At 71.9% G+C, this 19404-nt stretch carries 17 protein-coding genes; 12 read left to right on the top strand and 5 right to left on the bottom strand.

Annotated elements, in window-relative coordinates; all coding sequences use genetic code 11:
- Positions 1 to 47: 47 nt before the first annotated feature.
- The 3 genes from F7Q99_RS00400 to F7Q99_RS00390 form a co-directional block, all read right to left on the bottom strand.
- Entirely contained in the window at positions 48 to 359 is a 312-nt protein-coding gene (locus tag F7Q99_RS00400) for a winged helix-turn-helix transcriptional regulator (protein ID WP_153459548.1), read from the bottom strand.
- A gap of 81 nt (positions 360 to 440) precedes the next feature.
- Complete coding sequence (locus F7Q99_RS00395) at positions 441 to 1859, bottom strand: MFS transporter (protein WP_153459547.1); 1419 nt, start codon at positions 1857 to 1859, stop codon at positions 441 to 443.
- Complete coding sequence (locus F7Q99_RS00390) at positions 1856 to 2461, bottom strand: TetR/AcrR family transcriptional regulator (RefSeq protein WP_153459546.1); 606 nt, start codon at positions 2459 to 2461, stop codon at positions 1856 to 1858. Before F7Q99_RS00390 ends, F7Q99_RS00395 begins: the two co-directional genes overlap by 4 nt.
- Before the next feature lie 74 nt (positions 2462 to 2535).
- Here F7Q99_RS00390 and F7Q99_RS00385 point away from each other — a divergent pair, with 74 nt between their 5' ends.
- Positions 2536 to 2676, top strand: a complete 141-nt coding sequence (locus tag F7Q99_RS00385) for a hypothetical protein (RefSeq protein WP_195910961.1) — start codon at positions 2536 to 2538, stop codon at positions 2674 to 2676.
- A gap of 66 nt (positions 2677 to 2742) precedes the next feature.
- On the opposite strand, the gene F7Q99_RS00380 is transcribed toward F7Q99_RS00385, so the two are convergent.
- Positions 2743 to 2919: an antitoxin gene (locus tag F7Q99_RS00380; protein WP_153459545.1), complete on the bottom strand. Its 177-nt coding sequence runs from the start codon at positions 2917 to 2919 to the stop codon at positions 2743 to 2745.
- 497 nt (positions 2920 to 3416) lie between these two features.
- Here F7Q99_RS00380 and lpdA point away from each other — a divergent pair, with 497 nt between their 5' ends.
- The 8 genes from lpdA (at position 3417) to F7Q99_RS00340 (ending at position 14794) form a co-directional block, all read left to right on the top strand.
- A complete protein-coding gene (lpdA, locus tag F7Q99_RS00375) occupies positions 3417 to 4823 on the top strand; it encodes a dihydrolipoyl dehydrogenase (protein WP_153459544.1) in 1407 nt (468 codons plus the stop codon).
- Between the two features lie 363 nt (positions 4824 to 5186).
- On the top strand, positions 5187 to 6596 hold the full coding sequence (locus tag F7Q99_RS00370) for a family 2B encapsulin nanocompartment shell protein (RefSeq protein ID WP_153459543.1): 1410 nt from the start codon (positions 5187 to 5189) through the stop codon (positions 6594 to 6596).
- Complete coding sequence (locus tag F7Q99_RS00365) at positions 6583 to 8130, top strand: SufS family cysteine desulfurase (RefSeq protein WP_407697722.1); 1548 nt, start codon at positions 6583 to 6585, stop codon at positions 8128 to 8130. The genes F7Q99_RS00370 and F7Q99_RS00365 overlap by 14 nt, the downstream gene beginning before the upstream one ends.
- Before the next feature lie 197 nt (positions 8131 to 8327).
- Positions 8328 to 9332 (top strand): DUF1702 family protein, encoded by a 1005-nt coding sequence (locus F7Q99_RS00360; protein WP_153459542.1) that lies wholly within the window; start codon positions 8328 to 8330, stop codon positions 9330 to 9332.
- Between the two features lie 118 nt (positions 9333 to 9450).
- Positions 9451 to 10422 carry a DUF1702 family protein gene (locus tag F7Q99_RS00355; protein ID WP_407697721.1) on the top strand — a complete coding sequence of 324 codons (972 nt, stop codon included), beginning with the start codon at positions 9451 to 9453 and terminating at the stop codon, positions 10420 to 10422.
- A gap of 3 nt (positions 10423 to 10425) precedes the next feature.
- Entirely contained in the window at positions 10426 to 12393 is a 1968-nt protein-coding gene (locus F7Q99_RS00350; protein ID WP_153459541.1) for a CRTAC1 family protein, read from the top strand.
- Positions 12394 to 12398: 5 nt separating this feature from the next.
- A complete protein-coding gene (locus F7Q99_RS00345; protein WP_230210116.1) occupies positions 12399 to 13430 on the top strand; it encodes an RnfABCDGE type electron transport complex subunit D in 1032 nt (343 codons plus the stop codon).
- Positions 13427 to 14794: a cytochrome P450 gene (locus F7Q99_RS00340; RefSeq protein ID WP_153459540.1), complete on the top strand. Its 1368-nt coding sequence runs from the start codon at positions 13427 to 13429 to the stop codon at positions 14792 to 14794. The genes F7Q99_RS00345 and F7Q99_RS00340 overlap by 4 nt, the downstream gene beginning before the upstream one ends.
- A gap of 57 nt (positions 14795 to 14851) precedes the next feature.
- Here the strand turns inward: F7Q99_RS00340 and F7Q99_RS00335 are convergent, their stop codons facing one another.
- Positions 14852 to 15574: a helix-turn-helix transcriptional regulator gene (locus tag F7Q99_RS00335; RefSeq protein ID WP_153465639.1), complete on the bottom strand. Its 723-nt coding sequence runs from the start codon at positions 15572 to 15574 to the stop codon at positions 14852 to 14854.
- 501 nt (positions 15575 to 16075) lie between these two features.
- Here F7Q99_RS00335 and F7Q99_RS00330 point away from each other — a divergent pair.
- From F7Q99_RS00330 to F7Q99_RS00320, 3 genes are all read left to right on the top strand, one after another.
- On the top strand, positions 16076 to 16606 hold the full coding sequence (locus tag F7Q99_RS00330) for a DUF5987 family protein (protein WP_153465638.1): 531 nt from the start codon (positions 16076 to 16078) through the stop codon (positions 16604 to 16606).
- Positions 16603 to 18255 (top strand): FAD-dependent oxidoreductase, encoded by a 1653-nt coding sequence (locus tag F7Q99_RS00325; RefSeq protein ID WP_153459539.1) that lies wholly within the window; start codon positions 16603 to 16605, stop codon positions 18253 to 18255. The genes F7Q99_RS00330 and F7Q99_RS00325 overlap by 4 nt, the downstream gene beginning before the upstream one ends.
- Before the next feature lie 94 nt (positions 18256 to 18349).
- On the top strand, positions 18350 to 19354 hold the full coding sequence (locus tag F7Q99_RS00320) for a carboxymuconolactone decarboxylase family protein (RefSeq protein ID WP_153459538.1): 1005 nt from the start codon (positions 18350 to 18352) through the stop codon (positions 19352 to 19354).
- The last annotated feature ends 50 nt before the right edge of the window (positions 19355 to 19404 follow it).

Genomic DNA, 19404 nt, shown 5'->3' with positions numbered 1-19404 from the left:
TCCGCGCGTGAGGTGGCGCCTGCGCGCGGACGGCGGTCAGGGACCGATCACGGCTGGCTCTGTCCGTCGCCGCAACAGGGCGGCGCGTCCTCAAGCTCGTCCGCCCACCGCCGTGACCACTCGGCGAGCGGACGCAGCGCCTCGCGCGCGTCGTGACCGAGGGGGGTGAGGGCGTAACTGCCGTTGGACAGCCGTTCGGTGAGCCGGGCCTCCTGGAGCTCGGTGAGTCGCTGCCGAAGGACACTTGACGACATGTCGTCGCAGCGTTGCTGCAGGAGCCGGAATCCGAGTGGCTCGTGCCGCAGCTCCCAGAGGATGCGCAGACTCCAGCGGCGTCCGAACAGGTCGAGTGCAGCCATCACCGGTCGGCCCGTGGTGGAGCCACGGACCGGTTGGCTCGGCCTGGGTGTCGACGACACGCTCGGATCCCCCCGTCAGCCCTACTGCTTCGGATTTCGAAACGGTAGCATCGCGCATCGCGGCCATGCTTCGATTTTCGAAGCGCGAGCGGTGCGCCCGCCGCCGGGGAGCCGGGTGGCGAGGAGGGCCCCGAGGGCGGCGATGGCCGCCAGGGCGAGGGCTCCGGGGGCCAGGGCCGCGCCGAGTGCCGCGTGGCCGGCGACGGTGGTGGCGAGGGCGACCCCGAGGGTGGGCCCGATGTTCATCGCGGTCTGCTGGAGGCCGCCCGCCACGCCGGCGTCGGCGGTGGACGCGCCGCGGACGACGATCGCCGTGGCGGTGGCCATCACCGCGCCGAACCCGGTGCCGAGCAGCAGGAAGCCCGCGCCGATCTCGACCGCCCCCGACGACCGGTCGAGCCGCGAGATCAGCAGCACTCCGGCGGTGATCAGGATCATCGCCAACAGAACGGTTGCACGGGTGCTCTGACGTTTCGTCAGCCATGCCGAGGCGGGCGCCGCGAGCACCATCGTCACGGCGAGCGGCACTCCCCGCAGGGCGCTCTGCAACGGGTCGAGCGCGAGCACGTCCTGAAGGAAGTACGTGGCCAGGAAGAGCGTCCCGAAGATCGCCGCCGACGCCGTGAGCAGCACGCCCAACGCCGGTGCCACCTCGGGCGAGCGCAGGACGGCGGGCGGCAGGAGCGGACGGGCGGCGCGCTGCTCGTGCCGGGCGAAGGCGAGGCCGAGGGCGACGGCCGCGGCCAGGCCGAGCATGCTGCCGGGCGACCAGCCGCGGGCCGGCAGGCCGACCAGGGTGTGCACCAGGCAGGCCAGGGTGAGCGCGAGCAGTGCCGCGCCCGGCAGGTCGAGCCCGGCGGCGCCTTCGGCGGGGCCGGGCCCCGGCATCGGGACGGCGAGTGCGAGCAGCCCGGCGGCCGCGGCGGGCAGGATGGTCAGGAAGAACACCGCCCGCCAGCCGAGGTGGGCGGTGAGCGCGCCGCCCACCAGCGGTCCGGCGGCCGCCGAGAGACCGATGGCGCCGGTGCGCACCGCGATCGGTGTGGCGATCCTGTCGGCGGGCCAGACGGCGCGCAGCATGCCGAGAGTGGCGGGCTGCAGGAGCGCGCCTGCGACGCCCTGGACGACCCGCAGGGCGATCACCCAGTCGATGCCGGGTGCCAGGCCGATGCCGACCGAGGCGGTGGCGAAGCCTGCCACGCCGATGGCGAACACGCGCCGGTGGCCGTACCGGTCGCCGAGGCGGCCGGCGAAGACGAGCAGGGCGGCGACGGCGATGAGGTAGCCGGTGCTGGTCCACTGGACGGCGTTGGCGGAGGCGTGCAGGTCGCGCTGGAGGCTGGGCTGGGCGACGGTGAGCACGGTGCCGTCGAGGGCGACGACGACGGCGCCGGTGATGCTGGCGGCGAGGGTGAGGCGTTGCCGCCGGGCGGGGCTCATCGCCGCTCCGGGCCGAGGTGGGCGTCCAGGGCGGCGCGCAGCAGCGGTTCGACGTCGTCCCCGCCGGTGACGAGGCGCAGACTGCCCCAGGCGCGCAGCTGGGCGAGGCCGTGCAGGTTCGCCCAGAGCGCGGCGGTGACGACGTCGCTGGGTGTGTCGTCGGAGGTGCCGGGCAGAGGGCGGACCTCGGCGACCAGGCGGGCGAAGGTGCGGAACAGCGGCAGGGTGGTCTGCCGCAGTTCGGCTCCGCTGCCCTCCAGCAGGTCGTGACGGAACATCAGCTCGAACATGCCGGGATTGGCGGCGGCGAACCGGAGGTAGGCGCGGGCGAGCCCGGCGATCCGGGCGCGGGCGTCGGCGCCGCTCACGGCGGCCACCGCATCGGTGCCGGCCAGGGCGTCGGTGAGCTTCCCGAAGCCGTGCTGGGCGATGGCGGCGAGCAGTTCACGGTGGGTGGGGAAGTAGCGGCGCGGCGCTCCGTGCGAGACCCCGGCCTGCCGGGCGATCTCCCGCAGGCCCAATGCCTGGACGCCGTCCCGGGTCACCAGCTCGACTCCGGCGGCCACCAGGCGGGCGCGCAGGTCTCTCTCCTGTTCGGTCATAGACACTGTCTACCAGAGGTGGGTAGACAGTGTCTACTCGCAGGTGTGCGGAGTGGCCGGGCACAATCGGCCGTATGGACGAAGGCGGAGAACCGGCCTGCTGGCTGGACCAGGTGTGCCCGGAGTGCGGGTTGCTGCACGAGCGGCCCGGGCCCGGAGCGTGCGAGCGCTGCGGCGCCGAGCCGGACTCGGACCCGCCGGGCGAGGACGGCTGAGACGACTGAGCCCCGGCCCGGCGCGTCGGCCGGACCGGGGCGTCGAAAGCGTCGACCGGTGGCCGGCTACTGCGGCGGCTGGTCGCGGAACTGGTCCTTGACCTGTTCCTGGCCGGTGTCCACCTGGCTGCTGAACTTGCCCTGGGTGTGCTCGTCGACGGCGTCCCCGGTCCTGTCGACGGACTTCTCGGCCTGCTCCTCGTGGCCCTTCAGCAGGCCCTTGAGCTTATCCAACACGGACATGGTCACACTCCCTGGAGAGACGGCCCCACCATTCCAGGATCACCGCGCGACCGGATGTCCGCATCCCGCCGCCGTCATGCCGTCACCGTCCCGTCATGCTCCCGACGGACGTGGCGGTCTTGGCAGGATGGTGGCGGTCATGTCAAATCGAGAGTCCGCGGACCGAGGACCATGCCCGCAATGCCGCGGTCTGACGGCCGGGCGGGCCCGCTGCCGTCCTCGGGCGGCGGGCCCACCCGGCCGTCAGATCCGCTCGTCCGGTCCGGTCGAAGGGGCGAGCTCCCACCCGGGCTTCGAACATGCTGCGCTCCTCGTGGACGTCGCCCCAGGTGGGTGCGGTGCGAGCACCGTAGCGGAGGCCACTGACAAGTCGGCCCCGGGCGGGTACGGTGCCGCGCGGAGCGCATCCGCCGAGACCCGGGGGGTGCGCCGGGTCCGGTCCTGCCACCATGGGACCGAGATCACGACACCGTGACACCCTCGGAGGAGTCAGCAACATGAGCACGCACTACGACGTCGTCGTTCTCGGCGCGGGCCCGGGCGGCTACACCGCCGCCGTCCGCTCCGCCCAGCTGGGCCTGAAGACCGCCGTCATCGAGGCCAAGTACTGGGGTGGCGTCTGCCTGAACGTCGGCTGCATCCCCTCCAAGGCCCTGCTGCGCAACGCCGAGCTGGCCCACATCTTCACCAAGGAGGCCAAGACCTTCGGCATCAAGGTCGAGGGCCAGGTCACCTTCGACTTCGGCGACGCCTTCCGCCGCAGCCGCTCGGTCGCCGACGGCCGGGTCAAGGGCGTCCACTACCTGATGAAGAAGAACGGCATCACCGAGTACGACGGGTGGGGCACGTTCGTCGACGACCACACCATCCAGGTCGCGCTCAGCGGTGGCGGCTTCGACGTCGTCACCTTCGACCACTGCATCATCGCCTCCGGCGCCACCACCCGCCTGCTGCCCGGCACCAGCCTGAGCGACCGCGTGGTCACCTACGAGGAGCAGATCCTCACCGAGCAGCTGCCGGAGAGCATCATCATCGCGGGCGCCGGCGCGATCGGCGTCGAGTTCGCGTACGTGCTGCACAACTACGGCGTGAAGGTCACCATCGTCGAGTTCCTGGACCGGATGGTGCCGCTGGAGGACGTCGAGGTCTCCACCGAACTCGCCAAGCAGTACCGCAAGCTGGGCATCGAGGTGCTGACCTCCACCCGGGTCGAGTCGATCGACGACAGCGACCCGAACGCCAAGGTGAAGGTCACCGTCACCAAGGACGGGCAGCAGCAGGTCCTGGAGGCCGACAAGGTGCTCCAGGCGATCGGCTTCGCGCCGCGCGTCAACGGCTACGGCCTGGAGAACACCGGCGTCAAGCTCACCGACCGCAATGCCATCGCGGTGGACGGGCGCGGCCGCACCAGCGTCGACCACATCTTCGCGATCGGCGACGTCACCGCGAAGCTGATGCTCGCCCACGCTGCCGAGACGATGGCCGTGATCGCCGCCGAGACCATCGGCGGGGCGGAGACCATGGAGGTCGACTTCGTCATGATCCCGCGCGCCACCTACTGCCAGCCGCAGATCGCGTCCTTCGGCTACACCGAGGCGCAGGCCCGCGAGCTGGGCTACGACGTCAAGGTCGCCAAGTTCCCGTTCACCGCGAACGGCAAGGCGCACGGCCTCGGCCACCCGATCGGCTTCGTCAAGGTCATCAGCGACCAGAAGTACGGCGAGCTGCTCGGCGCCCACCTGATCGGCCCCGAGGTCACCGAGCTGCTCCCCGAGCTGACGCTGGCCCAGCAGTGGGACCTCACCGTCCACGAGGTCGCCCGCAACGTCCACGCCCACCCGACCCTTGGCGAGGCCGTCAAGGAGGCCGTCCACGGCCTGGCCGGTCACATGATCAACATGTGACGAATCGTTCCTGCGCAGGGCCGACACAGGGCCGGCCGCCCTGTCGCTTCGCCCCGCCGAGTCGCTGCTCGGCGGGGCGAACCGCGTTTTGGTGAGCGGCACTTCAAAGATTCGCTTTCGAACATATCGATGCCGGTTATGGCAAAACTCATTCGTTCGAGTGAGTTTGCAGGCTTTGCTCCCCGTGCGCGCTGGGATGACGCAATCCGGTGGAATCGAACGTTCTCACGTCAACGCAATGCGGGGGTAACAATCTCCGGTGCGGGCTGGGGATCGGCAGATCCATCGGACCCCGCAGGACGTGCGCGCCGTATGGCGATCTGACGCCACGTCGGATCATCGATTCCGGATAGGGGACCAGCCATGACCACCGAGGCCGTTCAGCAGAACCAGCAGAGCCTCAGTACCTCCGCCGCGCGGAACCTCGCCACCACCACCAAGACAGTGCCGCAGATGCTCGGGATCACCCCCCGGTACCTGCTGCGCGCCCTGCCCTGGGTGGACCTGGAGGCGGGCGTCTACCGGGTCAACCGCCGCCGGGGCTTCATCCTCGGCGACGGGCTGATCAGCACCTACGTCGACGGCGACGGCGCCACCCGGGTGATCGCCGAGGACCTGCGCGAGCTGGGCTTCCTCAGCCAGGTCGACAGCCCGCTGCTCACCGCGCTCGCGAACGGGTTCGTCGAGCGCGAGGTCGCGCCCGGCGACATGATCGTCGACTCCGGCGCCCCGGCTGAGCAGCTGCACATCATCGCCTTCGGCCGCGCCGAGAAGCGCGCCACCGGCGAGTACGGCGAGGACGCCCTGCTGTCCGTCCTCGGCGAGGGGGACTACTTCGACGCCTCCGCCTGGGCCACCGGGGCCGAGACGTCCTACCGGGTCAAGGCCGTCACCGCGTGTACGGTGCTCTCGCTCGACCGCCGGATGCTCGCCGAACTCGCCGACCGGGAGCCCTCGTTGCGCGCGCGGATGGACGAGTTCGCCGCCGCCGGCCACGGCTCGGCCGACCCCGAGCACCCGATCGACCTCCACTCGGGCCACACCGGCGAGCCGTACCTGCCGGAGACCTTCGTGGACTACGAGGAGAGCCCGCGCGAGTACGAGCTGAGCATCGCGCAGACCGTCCTGCGGGTGCACACCCGCGTCTCGGACATCTACAACTCCTCCATCGACCAGGTCCAGGCCCAGCTGCGGCTGACCGTCGAGGCGCTGCGCGAGCGCCAGGAGTGGGAGATGCTCAACCACGCCGAGTACGGCCTGCTGAACAACGTCGTACCGAGCCAGCGCGTCCGCACCCGCAAGGGCGCGCCCACCCCGGACGACCTGGACGAACTGCTCGCCAGGGTCTGGAAGCAGCCCGCGTTCTTCCTGGCCCACCCGAGGGCGATCGCCGCGTTCGGGCGCGAGTGCACCCGGCGCGGGGTGCCGCCGCAGATCGTCGAGCTGTTCGGCAGCCCGTTCCTGACCTGGCGCGGCGTGCCGCTGCTGCCCTCCGACAAGCTCGACCTCAAGGGCTCGGCGAGTTCGGCGCCCGGCACCACCAACATCCTGCTGATGCGTGTGGGCGAGGACCGGCAGGGCGTGGTGGGCCTGCGTCCGTCGAAGGTCCCGGACGAGGCCGAGCCGGGTCTGTCGGTGCGGCCGATGGGCGTCGACCGGCAGGCCATCACCTCCTACCTGGTGACCAGCTACTTCTCGACCGCAGCGCTGGTGGACGACGCCATCGCGGTGCTCCAGAACGTCGAGGTGTCGAACTACCATGACTACTCCTGACGGATTCGGGCGCGGCTCCGGGATCCACGGAATGGCCCAACGTCCCTCAGGCGGAGCAGACTTGACGAACGCCTACCCGGGCCAGGCCGCCTCGCCGGCGGCAGCCACCCCGTCGACGGCAACGGCCCTGCCCACGGCAGCCACCCCGTCCACGGCAACCGCCCTGCCCGGCGCGGCCGTTGCGGCGCCCCCGGTCCCGCTCCCCGAGGCGCTCGCCCACGCCGCGGGCGGCCCCCTGTACTGGATGCCGACCCAGGACACCCCGCCCACCCCGACGACTCCTCTGGTACCACCCGCCGCACCCACCAGCGGGTTCGACGTCGAGGCCATCCGCCGCGAATTCCCGCAGCTGCACCGGGAGGTGAACGGCCGCCCGCTGGTCTGGCTGGACAACGGGGCCACCACCCTCAAGCCCCGCCAGGTGGTCGAGGCGATCGCCGAGCACTACGCGACCGGCACCTCCAATGTCCACCGCGGTGCGCACACCCTCGCCAAGCAGGCCACCCAGATCTACGAGGAGGGCCGCGCCGAGGCCGCCAAGCTGCTCGGCACCCCGGACCCGGACGAGATCGTCTTCGTCCGGGGCACCACCGAGGCGGTCAACCTGGTGGCGCAGAGCTGGGGCCGGGCCAACCTCGGGCTCGGCGACGAGATCCTGGTCTCGGCGGCCGAGCACCACTCCAACCTGGTGCCCTGGCAGCTGATCGCCAAGGAGCGCCGGGCCCGGGTCGTCCCGATCCCGCTGCTCCCCGACGGGCAGCTGGACCAGGACGCGTACCGGGACCTGCTCGGCTTCCGGACCAAGCTGGTGGCGCTCACCCACGCGTCGAACGTGCTGGGGACGGTCCCCCCGGTGGCCGAGATGACCGCGCTCGCCCACCGGTACGGCGCCAAGGTGCTGGTCGACGGCGCGCAGGCGGTGAGCCACTTCCCGGTGGACGTCACCGCGCTGGACGCCGACTTCTACACCTTCTCGGGGCACAAGATCTTCGCCCCGACCGGAATCGGCGTGCTCTACGGCAAGCGGGACCTGCTGGAGGCCATGCCTCCGTACCAGGGCGGCGGCAACATGATCGACTCGGTGAGCTTCGACGAGACGACCTACGCCCCCGTCCCGCACCGGCTGGAGGCGGGCACCGGCCACATCGCCGGAGTCGCCGGCCTGCGCGCGGCCCTGCGGTACCTGTCCGGGCTGGACCGGCAGGCCGCCACCGCGCACGAGGAGCAGCTCACCGCGTACGCCATGGCCGCGCTGGCCACCGTGCCGGGGCTGCAGCTGATCGGCAACGCGCCGGGGAAGATCGGGGTGCTGACCTTCCTGCTCGCCGGGACCGACCCGATCGACCTCGCCGGCGCGCTCGACCAGCAGGGCATCGCGGTGCGCGCCGGCCACCACTGCGCGCAGCCGGCACTCGCCGCCTTCGGGCTGCAGAGCGCCGTCCGGGCCTCGCTGGCCCTGTACAACACCGTCCAGGACGTCGACGACCTGGTGGCCGCCCTCCAGGGCATCCAGGCGGCCACCGCCGCTTCGTAACCGACGGACGACGGACGACGGACGACGGACGGGAGGGCGGGCACCGGCTTTGGTGCCCGCCCACTCCCTTGCGCCCGACGCCCCCGTGGGGGTGCGCTGCTCGGTAGGCCGCAACCCCGAAGATGCCCGGGACGGGGCGGGCCGACCAGCATGGGACCGTGCCGCCGTGTGGGACGGCGGCGGGGCGGAGGGGAAACATGCCGACGGTCCTCGGTTCGCTTCGTCGGCTGGTGCTGGCGCCCTCGCCGGCGGAGGTGACGTTCGCCCGGCGCGGGTTCCCGGTGGCCCCGTCGCCGGTGACGCGGCGGCTGGAGGCGGTGCCGCAGGCGGTGGTGTGCGGGTTCGAGTGGGGGATCGAGGCCGGCGATCCGCGGGAGATCGAGGGGCGGCTGGGCCTGGTCGACCCGGAGCAGCGCGGGTTCGCGTTCGAGGGGGCGACGATGGCCTTCACCGTGCTGGACGCGATGGGGCGCGGCCGGCGCACCCGGGACCTGCTGACGGGGGCCGGGCAGCCGCACATCTTCCTCGCCTACATCGGGATCGGCTTCGCAATGGCGCGGCTGCCCCGGCGCCTGTGGCCCAAGGTGCTGCCGGATCTGACGGGTACTGCGTACCACCCGACGATGAGCTGGCTGGCGGTCGACGGGTACGGCTTCGACCTCGCGTACTTCCACACCCGGCGCTGGGTGGACGAGCAACAGGTGCCCCGCCCGTACCCGTGGCAGGGGGCGCCGGAGTACTTCCCCCGCGCGGTGGACCAGGGGATCGGGCGGGCGCTGTGGTTCATCCACGGCGCGCAGCACCGTCAAGTCGCGGCCGCGGTGAGGAAGTTCGCCGAGCACCGGCAGGCCGACCTGTGGAGCGGGGTGGGCCTGGCCGCGACGTTCGCGGGCGGGTGCGGCGCCGAGGCGCTCGCGGAGCTGTGCGACGAGGCGGGGGAGCACCGGGCGGAGCTGGCGCAGGGGTCGGTGTTCGCGTCCAAGGCGCGGGTGTACGCGGGCTTCGTTCCCGGGCACGGTGAGGTCGCCTCGGCGGCGCTGACCGGCCTGTCGGCCGCGGACGCGGCGGCGCTCGGCGACGAGTGCGCCGTCCACTCCGATCCGGCGACGGCGCCCACCGGCCTTCCGGCGTACGAGTTGTGGCGCCGGAATGTGCGTGTGCGGCTCGCCCAGGACGGTCGGGCGGCGACGGTCACGGAATAGCCTTCCGGGCGTCCTGAATTCCACGAAGCAGAGCATTCGCGAAGAAGCTTCCATCCGCCAGAACGGGAATTATTGGGGTAAAGGCTCGTCAATCTCCGTGTCATGAAAGGAGAGCAGAGTGCCAAGCCCGTTGCGGATGTTGCGTCGGCGCATCCTGACCCCGAACGTCGCCGAGACCCAGCTGGCCCGACGTGGTTTCCACGTGAAGACACCGGACGCCCGGGAGCTCCTGGAGACCGTCGGGAGCCGCTTTCTCGAAGGCTATGCGTACGCGATGGAGGCCGGTACGCCCGCCGAGGCGGAGACCCGGCTGGAAACCGTCCCCGCCCGGTTCCGCGGTTTCGCCTACGAGGGGGCCGGCATGGGTTTCGCCATGCTGGACGGACTGCCGCTGCCGGGTCGTGGAAGGGTGGGGGAATTCCTCGCCGGGCGGGGGGCCCGCCACAACTACATGGTCTACGTGGGAATCGGCTGGGCGATGGCGCGACTGCCCCGGTTCCGCTGGCCCGACATCACCGGACTGGACCCGCTGCTGCGCTGGCTGGTGCTGGACGGCTACGGGTTCCACCAGGCGTACTTCCGCACCGAGCAGTACGTGCACGGGCGGCACCGGGAGCGGTCGTTCCCCTGGCCGGCCGACGACTCGCCCGGGTACGTGAGCCGCGCGATCGACCAGGGCGTCGGCCGCGCGCTGTGGTTCGTCGGCGGCACCGACCCCGACGTCGTCGCCACGCTGATCGAGAAGTTCCCCGAGCGGCGGCACTCCGACCTGTACGGCGGGGCGGGCCTGGCCGCGGCCTACGCGGGCGGCGTGGACGAGGCGGAGCTGAGGGCCTTCCAGGACCGGGCGGGCATCCACCGCGCCATCGTCGCCCAGGGGGCCGCCTTCGCCTGCGAGGCCCGCATCCGGGCCGGGCTGCTCGGCCCGCACACCGAGCTCGCCGCGCAGGTCCTCTGCGGGACGGACGCCGCCGCGGCCGCCAAGGTCACCCAGGACCTGCGCCCCACCGGGCGGTCGACCGGCCCGGTGCCGTCCTACGAGACCTGGCGCCAGGCCATCGCCGACACGTTCACCGCCGCGAGGAGCTGACCGATGCCCACCGTCCTTGGCCGGATCCGCCTGCAACTGCCCGGCATCATCGCCGTGCTCGCCATCGTGACCGGCTACTTCCTGGTCCTCCCGCCGACCACGTCCGCCGCCGAGCAGGACCGGATGGCGAGCCGCTTCCACTTCACGGCGCTGCCCATCGAACTGCCGCCCGCGAGCAAGCACCAGACCATCCGCACCGTCAACCAGGACTACGAGCACATCCGCGCGTGGATCTCCTCGGTCGGCGCGGCCATCACCATGACGGACCTGCGCGGCACCGGCAAGTCCGGGGACCTCTGCCTCGTCGACACCCGGACCGACCAGGTCGTGGTCACCCCGGTCCCCGGCTCGGACGGCACCCGCTACGCGCCGTTCGCGCTCGACGCGGCACCCCTGCCGATGAACGAGTACATCGCCCCGATGGGCTGCGTGGCGGGCGACTTCAACGAGGACGGCCGCACCGACCTGCTGGTCTACTACTGGGGCCGCACGCCGGTCCTCTTCCTCGGCAGGCCCGACGCCACCACGCTCGACGCACACGCCTTCCAGCCGGTCGAGCTGGTCCCCGGACCCAACGAGACCGACGGCAAGTACACCGGCGCGCAGTGGAACACCAACACCGCCACCGTCGCCGACTTCGACGGCGACGGCCACCAGGACATCTTCATCGGCAACTACTTCCCCAACGGCCCGGTCCTCAACGACCAGGTCAGCGGCGGCGTGGTGATGAACCACTCGATGTCCCACGCGCAGAACAGCGGCGGCAAGTACATCCTGCGCCGGACCGGCGGCAACGTCGGCGACAAGCTGTCCGCCGGCTTCGAGTGCTCCGACGACGCCTTCCCCGACGAGGCGAAGCACGGCTGGTCGCTCGCCTCCAGCGCGATCGACCTGGACGGCGACCAGCTGCCCGAGCTCTACGTCGCCAACGACTTCGGCAACGACCGGATGCTCCACAACGTCTCCAGCCCCGGCCACCCGAAGTTCGTCACCGTCACCGGCCCGCGCGACGCCACCACGCCCAAGTCCAAGATCCTCGGCAACGACTCCTTCAAGGGCATGGGCGTCGACTTCGGCGACCTCGACCGCAAGGGCCTCTACGACCTGTTCGTCAGCAACATCACCGCCTCCTTCGGCATCGAGGAGAGCAACTTCCAGTTCATGAACACCGCGCGGGACAAGGCCGACCTGCGCGCCCAAATGGACGACGGCACCGCCCCGTTCGAGGACCGCAGCGCCGCGGCCGGCACCGCCTGGTCCGGCTGGGGCTGGGACGTGAAGATGGGCGACTTCGACAACAGCGGACAGCTGGCGATCGTCCAGGCGACCGGCTTCGTCAAGGGCGGGACCAACCGCTGGCCCCAGCTCCAGGAACTCGCCACCGCCAACGACGCCCTGCTCGACAACCCGTGGTGGTGGCCCAACGTCAAGGCGGGCGACGATCTCGCCGGCGACCAGACGCTGCGCTTCTTCGTCAAGGGCACGGACGGCCACTACAGCAACCTGGCCGGCCGGCTCGGCCTCGCCGTCCCGGTGCCGACCCGCGGCATCGCCACCGGCGACGCGTACGGCAACGGACGGCTCGACTTCGCGGTGGCCCGCCAGTGGGACGCCCCGGTCTTCTACCGCAACGACAGCCCCGACCCCGGCGCCTACCTCGGCCTGCGGCTCACCTACGACACCCCGGACGCGGCCGGCCCGCTGCCCGCCCCCGGATCCCCCGTGATCGGCGCCCAGATCGAGGTCACCACACCCGACGGGCGCAAGCTCATCGACCGGGTGGACGGCGGCAGCGGCCACTCCGGCAAGCGCAGCCACTACGTGCACATCGGACTCGGCCAGGGAGTCTCCGGCCCGCTGCCGGTGAAGCTGCAGTGGCGGGACCGCACCGGCCAGGTGCACACGCAGACCGTGACGCTCAGCCCCGGGTGGCACTCGCTCCAACTCGGCAGCCAGGCCAAGGAGAAGTGACGGACATGGCAGACAAGGCCCCGACCACGAAGCAGACGGCCCACCAACCAGCGCCGCCCGAAGCGGCCGCCAGGCCGGCCACCGCCTCCCGGCACGAGCCGAAGGTCGTCATCGCGCTGCGCCGCTTCGCGATCTCGATCACCGTCTTCAACATCCTCGGCTACACGGTGCTCGGCTTCGAACAGCCGTGGACCTGGCCGCTGATCGCCCTCGCCACCGCCTACACCACCGAGACCGCGCTGGAACTGGTCGGCGCCAAGGTGGAGGGCCGCCGCCCGCGCTTCCTCGGCAACGGCCTGCCCGGGATGCTGGAGTTCCTCTACCCGTCGCACATCACCGGCCTGGCCCTCAACATGCTGACCTACGTCAACGACCGGCTCCCCGTGATGATGTTCGGCGTGGTCTTCGCGGTGAGCGCCAAGTGGGTGCTGCGGGTGCCGGTGCGCGGCAGGCTGCGGCACTACATGAACCCGTCGAACTTCGGCATCGCCGCGATCCTGGTGCTCTTCCCGTGGGCCAGCATCGCGCCGCCGTACCACTTCACCGAGCACGTCAACACCCCGTTCGGCTGGCTGATCGTGCTGGGCATCCTGATGTCGGGCACCATCCTCAACGCGAAGCTCACCGGCCGGATGTGGCTGATCGCCGGGTGGCTCGGCACGTTCGCCCTCCAGGCCGTGCTGCGCGGGCTGGTCTTCGGCACGTCGATCCCCGCTGCGCTCGGCATGATGACCGGCGTGGCGTTCGTGCTCTTCACCAACTACATGATCACGGACCCCGGTACGACGCCCTCGAAGCCCGCCAACCAGGTCGCCTTCGGCGCCGGGGTCGCGCTGCTGTACGCCCTCTTCATGATCGCGCACATCGCGTACGGCATCTTCTTCGCCACCGCCCTCACGTGCCTGATCCGGGGTCTCTACCTCTGGTACGTGCACTTCCGGGACCGCGGGCACGACGAGCGGCAGGCCACCGTGCTGCGGGCGGCCGCAGCGAGCGCCCCGGCGGCCGAGGCGAGCGGCAAGGTCGCGGCGGTATGACCGCCCCCGCCTCCCGCCGGGTGCCGCCCGGCCCGCCGCGCCGGGCCGCCCCCACCCTGCTGCGCCGACTCGCCGGGGACCGGCTCGCCCTGATGCGGGCGGCCGCCACCGAGTACGGCGACGCCGTCCGGATCTCCGTCGGACCCAAGACGCTCCACTTCTTCAACCACCCCGACCACGCCAAGCACGTCCTGGCCGACAACGCCGCCAACTACCACAAGGGCATCGGGCTGATCCAGGCCCGCCGCGCCCTCGGGGACGGCCTGCTCACCAGCGAGGGCGAACTCTGGCGCAAGCAGCGGCGGATGATCCAGCCGGTCTTCCAGCACAAGCGGATCAGCCGCCTGGCCGGTGCCGTCGCGGAGGAGGCGGCCAAACTGGTCGCCCGCCTCCGGGCCTGCGAGGGCGGCCCGCCGGTCGACCTGGTCAGGGAGCTGACCGGGCTGACGCTCGGCGTGCTCGGCCGCACCCTGCTCGACGCGGACCTCGGGGCGTACGAGACCATCGGGCACGAGTTCGAGGCGGTCCAGGACCAGGCCATGTTCGACATGGTGACCCTGGGCGCGGTGCCCGGGTGGCTGCCGCTGCCCACCCAACGGCGGTTCCGGCAGGCCCGCGAGGAACTCCAACGGGTGGTCGACGCGCTGGTCGCCGAGCGCACCGCCCGCACCGGCGGGGCCGGCGACGACGCGCTCACCCTCCTGATCGCCTCCACCCGCGAGGAGCCCGACCCCCGCGTCGGCCGGCAGCGGCTGCGCGACGAACTGGTCACCCTCCTGCTCGCCGGGCACGAGACCACGGCCAGCACCCTCGGCTGGACGTTCTACCTGGTGGACCGTCACCCCGAGGTGTTCGACCGCCTTCACGCGGAGGCCGTCGAGGTGCTCGGTGACCGCCAGCCGGAGTACGAGGACCTGCACCGGCTGCGGTACACCACGATGGTGGTGGAGGAGGTGATGCGCCTCTACCCGCCGGTGTGGATCCTGCCCCGGCAGGCCCAGGCGGCGGACGAGGTCGGCGGCTACCACGTACCCGCCGGAGCGGACGTGCTGATCTGCCCCTACACCCTGCACCGCCACCCGGCGTTCTGGGACGCCCCGGAGCAGTTCGACCCGGACCGCTTCGACCCGGACCGGACGTCGGACCGGCCGCGCTACGCCTACCTGCCCTTCGGTGCGGGCCCGCGGTTCTGCGTGGGCAACCACCTGGGGCTGCTGGAGGCGACGTTCACGATCGCCATGGTCGTCCGCGAGCTGCGGCTGGCGAAGCCGCCCGGCCACCGCGTGGTGCCCGAGCCGATGCTGTCGCTGCGGGTGCGCGGCGGCCTGCCGATGACGGTGCACGGCGCCCGCTCGCGGGCGTGAACGAAGAGGGGCCCATCGCTCGATGGGCCCCTCTGCCGTCCGCGGTCGTCTCGTGCATCAGCCGGTGCCGGTGCGGGCGAGACCGACGCGAACGGCCGCCGACCGGACGTCCATCAGGGCCAGCAGCACCGGCGGGTCCACGGCGTGCCTCGTCCGCATCACCACGTCGGCGGGAATCAGCGGGACGTCGGGGCGGACCTCGATCGGCCCGACCGAGCCCACGAAGACCTCCTGGTCGCCGAGCAGCACCTCGTCGAAGGCGACGGGCACGGAGTGCGCCAGCAGGTACCACGTACCGGGCGGAACGCCGTCGATGAGGTAGCGCCCCGGGCGGGGGAGGACGGCACAGCCGGCCGGACGTCCCTGGGGGATGCGGGTGGGGAAGAGGCCGACGAAGACCTGGCCGAGTTCTCCGGCGACCGCGCTGCGCACCTCACCGCGGACGGAGGAGGTGTGACCGGCCGTCCGGCCGGCCACTCCGATCCGGGTGGTGTACCCGCCGAGTTGGCGGTACATCGTCGGGGAGACGCCGACACTGGCCGCGAACCGGGAGCTGAACGTCCCGACGCTGTTGTATCCGACGTGGTGGCTGATCTCGGTGACGGTGAATGTCGTTTGCAGGAGGAGACGCTTGGCCTCCTGTATCCGGATGGCCGAGAGGAAACGCCGGGGCGAGACCCCGGTGACGCGCTGGAATTCTCGGGAGAAGTGGAATTTGCTGTACATCGCGGCGCGGGCCATGTCGTCAATGGTGAGAATCTCACCGATGTTTTCCTGCATGGTCTCGATGGCGCGCGTCACGGCCTGTTCGATAGCCGGCTTCATCGCTACCCCAGTTTCTAGGAGCCGCTCTCGGATCGACAGTGCTGATGCCCTGGCGCCGGCCGGACCAGCAGTAATCGCAGCTCCCTGGTCCCCCCCTTGGCAGCACCAGTGCCCATGAACCACACACCCCCTCGCCCCGGTCACAGCTGTCCGTGACAGCTCTTGATCGAAAGTTGTGCGTCTGTGATGAATGAAGACCGTAGCAGCGCGTGTCAGGCGCAACAAGAGTCCGTCATATTCATGGCGCAGGCTTGGTCGGCGGAAGAATGTCCGCACCCGAGGTATTAGCGTCGAGGCAGCAACACCGAAGATGCGCGGGTGCGTGGATCGGTCGCACGATACTGCGGTCACGCCTGCGAAACGGGGGGCGGCGGTGCCGGCCCCCGGCTTTCCCACCCACGACCCGAGGAGACGCCAGTGCGCTCCGACATATCGGATGAGTACCGGGCCCGAACGATGACCCTGGAGGCATTCGCGGACACCATCGTGCCGGGCGAGAAGAGGTCGCCGGACGACCGGGCGGTGGCCGGTGTCTCGGCCGGTGGCGGCGCGGTGGCGGCCGGTGCCATCGAACTGCTGGAGACGCCCGCGACGGGGATCTCCGCCGCCCTGGACGACTACGCCGAGGCGCTGAACCGGAACGCGCGGGAGTACGCGGAGGGCCGGGGACTGCCGCTGGACGACGCGGTGCCGCCGTTCGTCGCCCTGCCCTTCGAGGACAGAACCGCCCTGGTCCAGGAGTTGACGTCGCCCCGGCACCGCGAGAAGGAACTGTGGGTGCTACTGGCCCTGTTCAGCAACATGGCCTTCGACACCGCCGCGCATCTGCACACCACCGACGCCATCGCGGCCGGCCACCCGGGCCTGGCGGCGATGGGGTTCCTCGGACCGGGCGAGGACGGCCTCTGGCGCTTCCCCGACTTCTCCTACGGCCGCCCGCTGGCCGAACCCCACCCGGACACCACCGCCTCAGGGAGCCCGGCATGACAACGACCGAGAGCACCGACGTCCTGATCGTCGGCAGCGGCTTCGGCGGCGCGATCGCCGCCTACCACCTGGCCGCGGGCGGGGCGAAGGTCACCGTGCTGGAGCGCGGCCCGTGGCTGAAGGCCGCCGACTTCGACCACGACTTCCTGCTCGGCTCCTCCTACACGCGGATCTTCGACTTCGTCGTCGGCGACGGCATGAGCCTGCTCGGCGGCAACTGCGTCGGCGGCGGCAGCGTCGTCTACTTCGCCGCGATGCCGCGCGCGCCGCGCTTCGTCTTCGACCGGGTGTCCGCCACCGGACAGCGGATCTGGCCCGAGTCGATCAGCCGTGACGTCCTGGAGCCGTGGTACGACCGGGTGGCCGAGGCGCTGCCGATCACCCAACAGGACTGGAACGACGTCACGTTCGCCGGCGGCCTGTTCGCCGCCGCCTGCGCGCACGCCGGCCGCACCGCCAACCCGGTGCCGGCCGCCGTCGACCGCACGAAGTGCACCAACTGCAACTGGATGATGTCCGGTTGCCGGTTCGACGCGAAGCGCTCGCTGCTGCTGAACTACCTGCCCGCCGCGCTCGCCCACGGGGCCGAGATCCGGCCGCTGCACGAGGTGCAGAAGCTGACCCGCACCGAAGGCGGCTACCGCGTCCACTACAAGGTCGTCGACGACGTCGACTACCGGGTGTACGCGGGCGAGGGCGAGATCGACGCGAAGATCGTCGTCCTGGCGGCGGGCGCCGGCGCCACCCCGGTCATCCTCCAGCGCTCGGAGCCGGAGCTCGGACCGATGCCGCGCGCCGTGGGCCGCTACTTCTCCGGCAACGGCGAGCGTCTCAACACGGCGGTGGTGGACGAGGACAGGGCGCGCGAACTGCTCGGCCTCAAGCGCGGCGACGGCCCGGCGTTCCGGGCGAACCAGATCGGCAAGGGCCCGGTCGTGGCCAGTTGGGACACCCTCGACGCGTCCCGGCCGACACACTCGCGCTACTCGCTGGAGCAGCTCTACTTCCCGCCCGGCTTCGGCACCATCCTGGCCCAGGTGCCGGACGCGACCGGCCCGAGCTGGTTCGGGAAGGAGAAGAAGGAACTCGTCCGGCAGTGGCAGTCCTGGCTGACCGTCTTCACCATGGTCGAGGACGACAACGAGGGCGTCTTCGGCCCGCCGCCGCCCACCGGGAACGCCGTCCGCATCTCCCAGCAGATGCTCGGCCGCGGGCCGATCCGCTACGAGCCGAGCGCCAACACCCTGCGGGGCTGGGCCGAGTCCGACGCCGCGGTCCGGGACATCCTCGAACGCGACGGACTGGCCCGGGTGATGCCGTGGACCAACGACGTGGTCGGCGCGTACACCGTGCACCCGCTGGCGTCCTGCCGGATCGGCGACGACCCGCAGACCTCGGCGCTCGACGACGGGCAGGAACTCCGCGGCCACCCCGGCATCTTCGTCACCGACGGATCCGCCGTCCCGGCGGCCCTGACGGTGAACCCGGCCCTGACCATCTCGGCGCTCGCAGAGCGGGCGGTGCCGGGCATCGTGAAGGCGGCCCGGGACCGCGGGGTGAACGTGAGCTACGGGGCCCCGGCGCCCGGCGGGGAGACTGCCGGACGACGCGGGGTGCAGGCCCAACTGCCCGGACTGACGGGCCTTTAGGCGTGCGGGCAGTCGTGCCGACCGTCGTGCCGGTGGTCGTGCGGGTCGTTGTGCGGCAAGTCGTGCGGGAAGTCGTGCGGAGGAGGGGGAGGACATGGCGGGACCGCTGTTGCGAACCGCGTTGAGGGGATCCCTGGCCCGGATCCGGCACGTCGCTCCCGTCCGCCCGGGCCGGGCGGGGGCCGAGGTGGCGGGTGTCTACGCCGAGGTGGAGCGGGAGTTCGGGATGCTCGCGCCACCGGTCGCCCTGCACGCGCCGGCCCCGCCAGTGCTGGCGGCGACCTGGGTGATGCTGCGCGAGACGCTCGTCGCCGCCGGACGGGTCGACCGGGCGGCCAAGGAGTCGGTGGCGGCCGCCGTCTCGCGGGCCAACACCTGCCCCTACTGCGTGGAGGTGCACACGACGGCGGTCGGGGCGCTCGGCCCGGCCGTGGCGCCCGCGGACCGGAGCCGGCTCGCGGCCTGGGCCGCGGGAGAGGGCGCGGCGCCGTTTCCGGCGGAACACGCCCCGGAACTGGTGGGGGTGGCGGTCACCTTCCACTACCTGAACCGCATGGTGAGCGTCTTCCTGGAGGACAGCCCGCTGCCGCCCGGCGCTCCGCCGCCCGCCCGGCGCGCGGCCCGCGCCCTGCTCGGGCGGTTCGTCCGGCAGAGCGCGCTCGCCGCGCCCTCGCCCGGGGCCTCGCTCGACCTGCTCCCCGGCTCGCGGCTGCCGGCCGACCTGTCGTGGGCGGCGGGCACCCCGAGCGTCGCGGGCGCCTTCGCGAGGGCGGCGGTGGCGATGGAGACGGCCGGCGAACGCTCGGTGCCCGAGCCGGTCCGAAATCTGGTCGTCGCCGAACTGGCCGACTGGGACGGCCGGCCCCCCGGGCTCGGCCGCGGCTGGGGCGAGACCGCGGTGGCGACCCTGCCGGCCGACAGCCGACCCGCCGGACGCCTGGCCCTGCTGACCGCGAAGGCGGCCTACCAGGTCGACGACGGCGTCGTCGCCGACTTCCGCCGAACCGCCCCGGGCGACCGGGCCCTGGTCGAACTGACCGCCTGGGCCTCGCTCACCGCCGCCCGCCGCCTCGGGACCCGGCTCGCGGGGGAGACCTGACACCCCGTCGCCGACCCGCGAAGCCCTCGACCGGACGCTCCCCCGTCCCG

It is taken from the genome of Streptomyces kaniharaensis (genome assembly GCF_009569385.1).
Lineage (GTDB): Bacteria > Actinomycetota > Actinomycetes > Streptomycetales > Streptomycetaceae > Kitasatospora > Kitasatospora kaniharaensis.
Note: the sequence above shows the minus strand (reverse complement) of the source record. Positions and strands in the feature narration are given on the sequence as shown.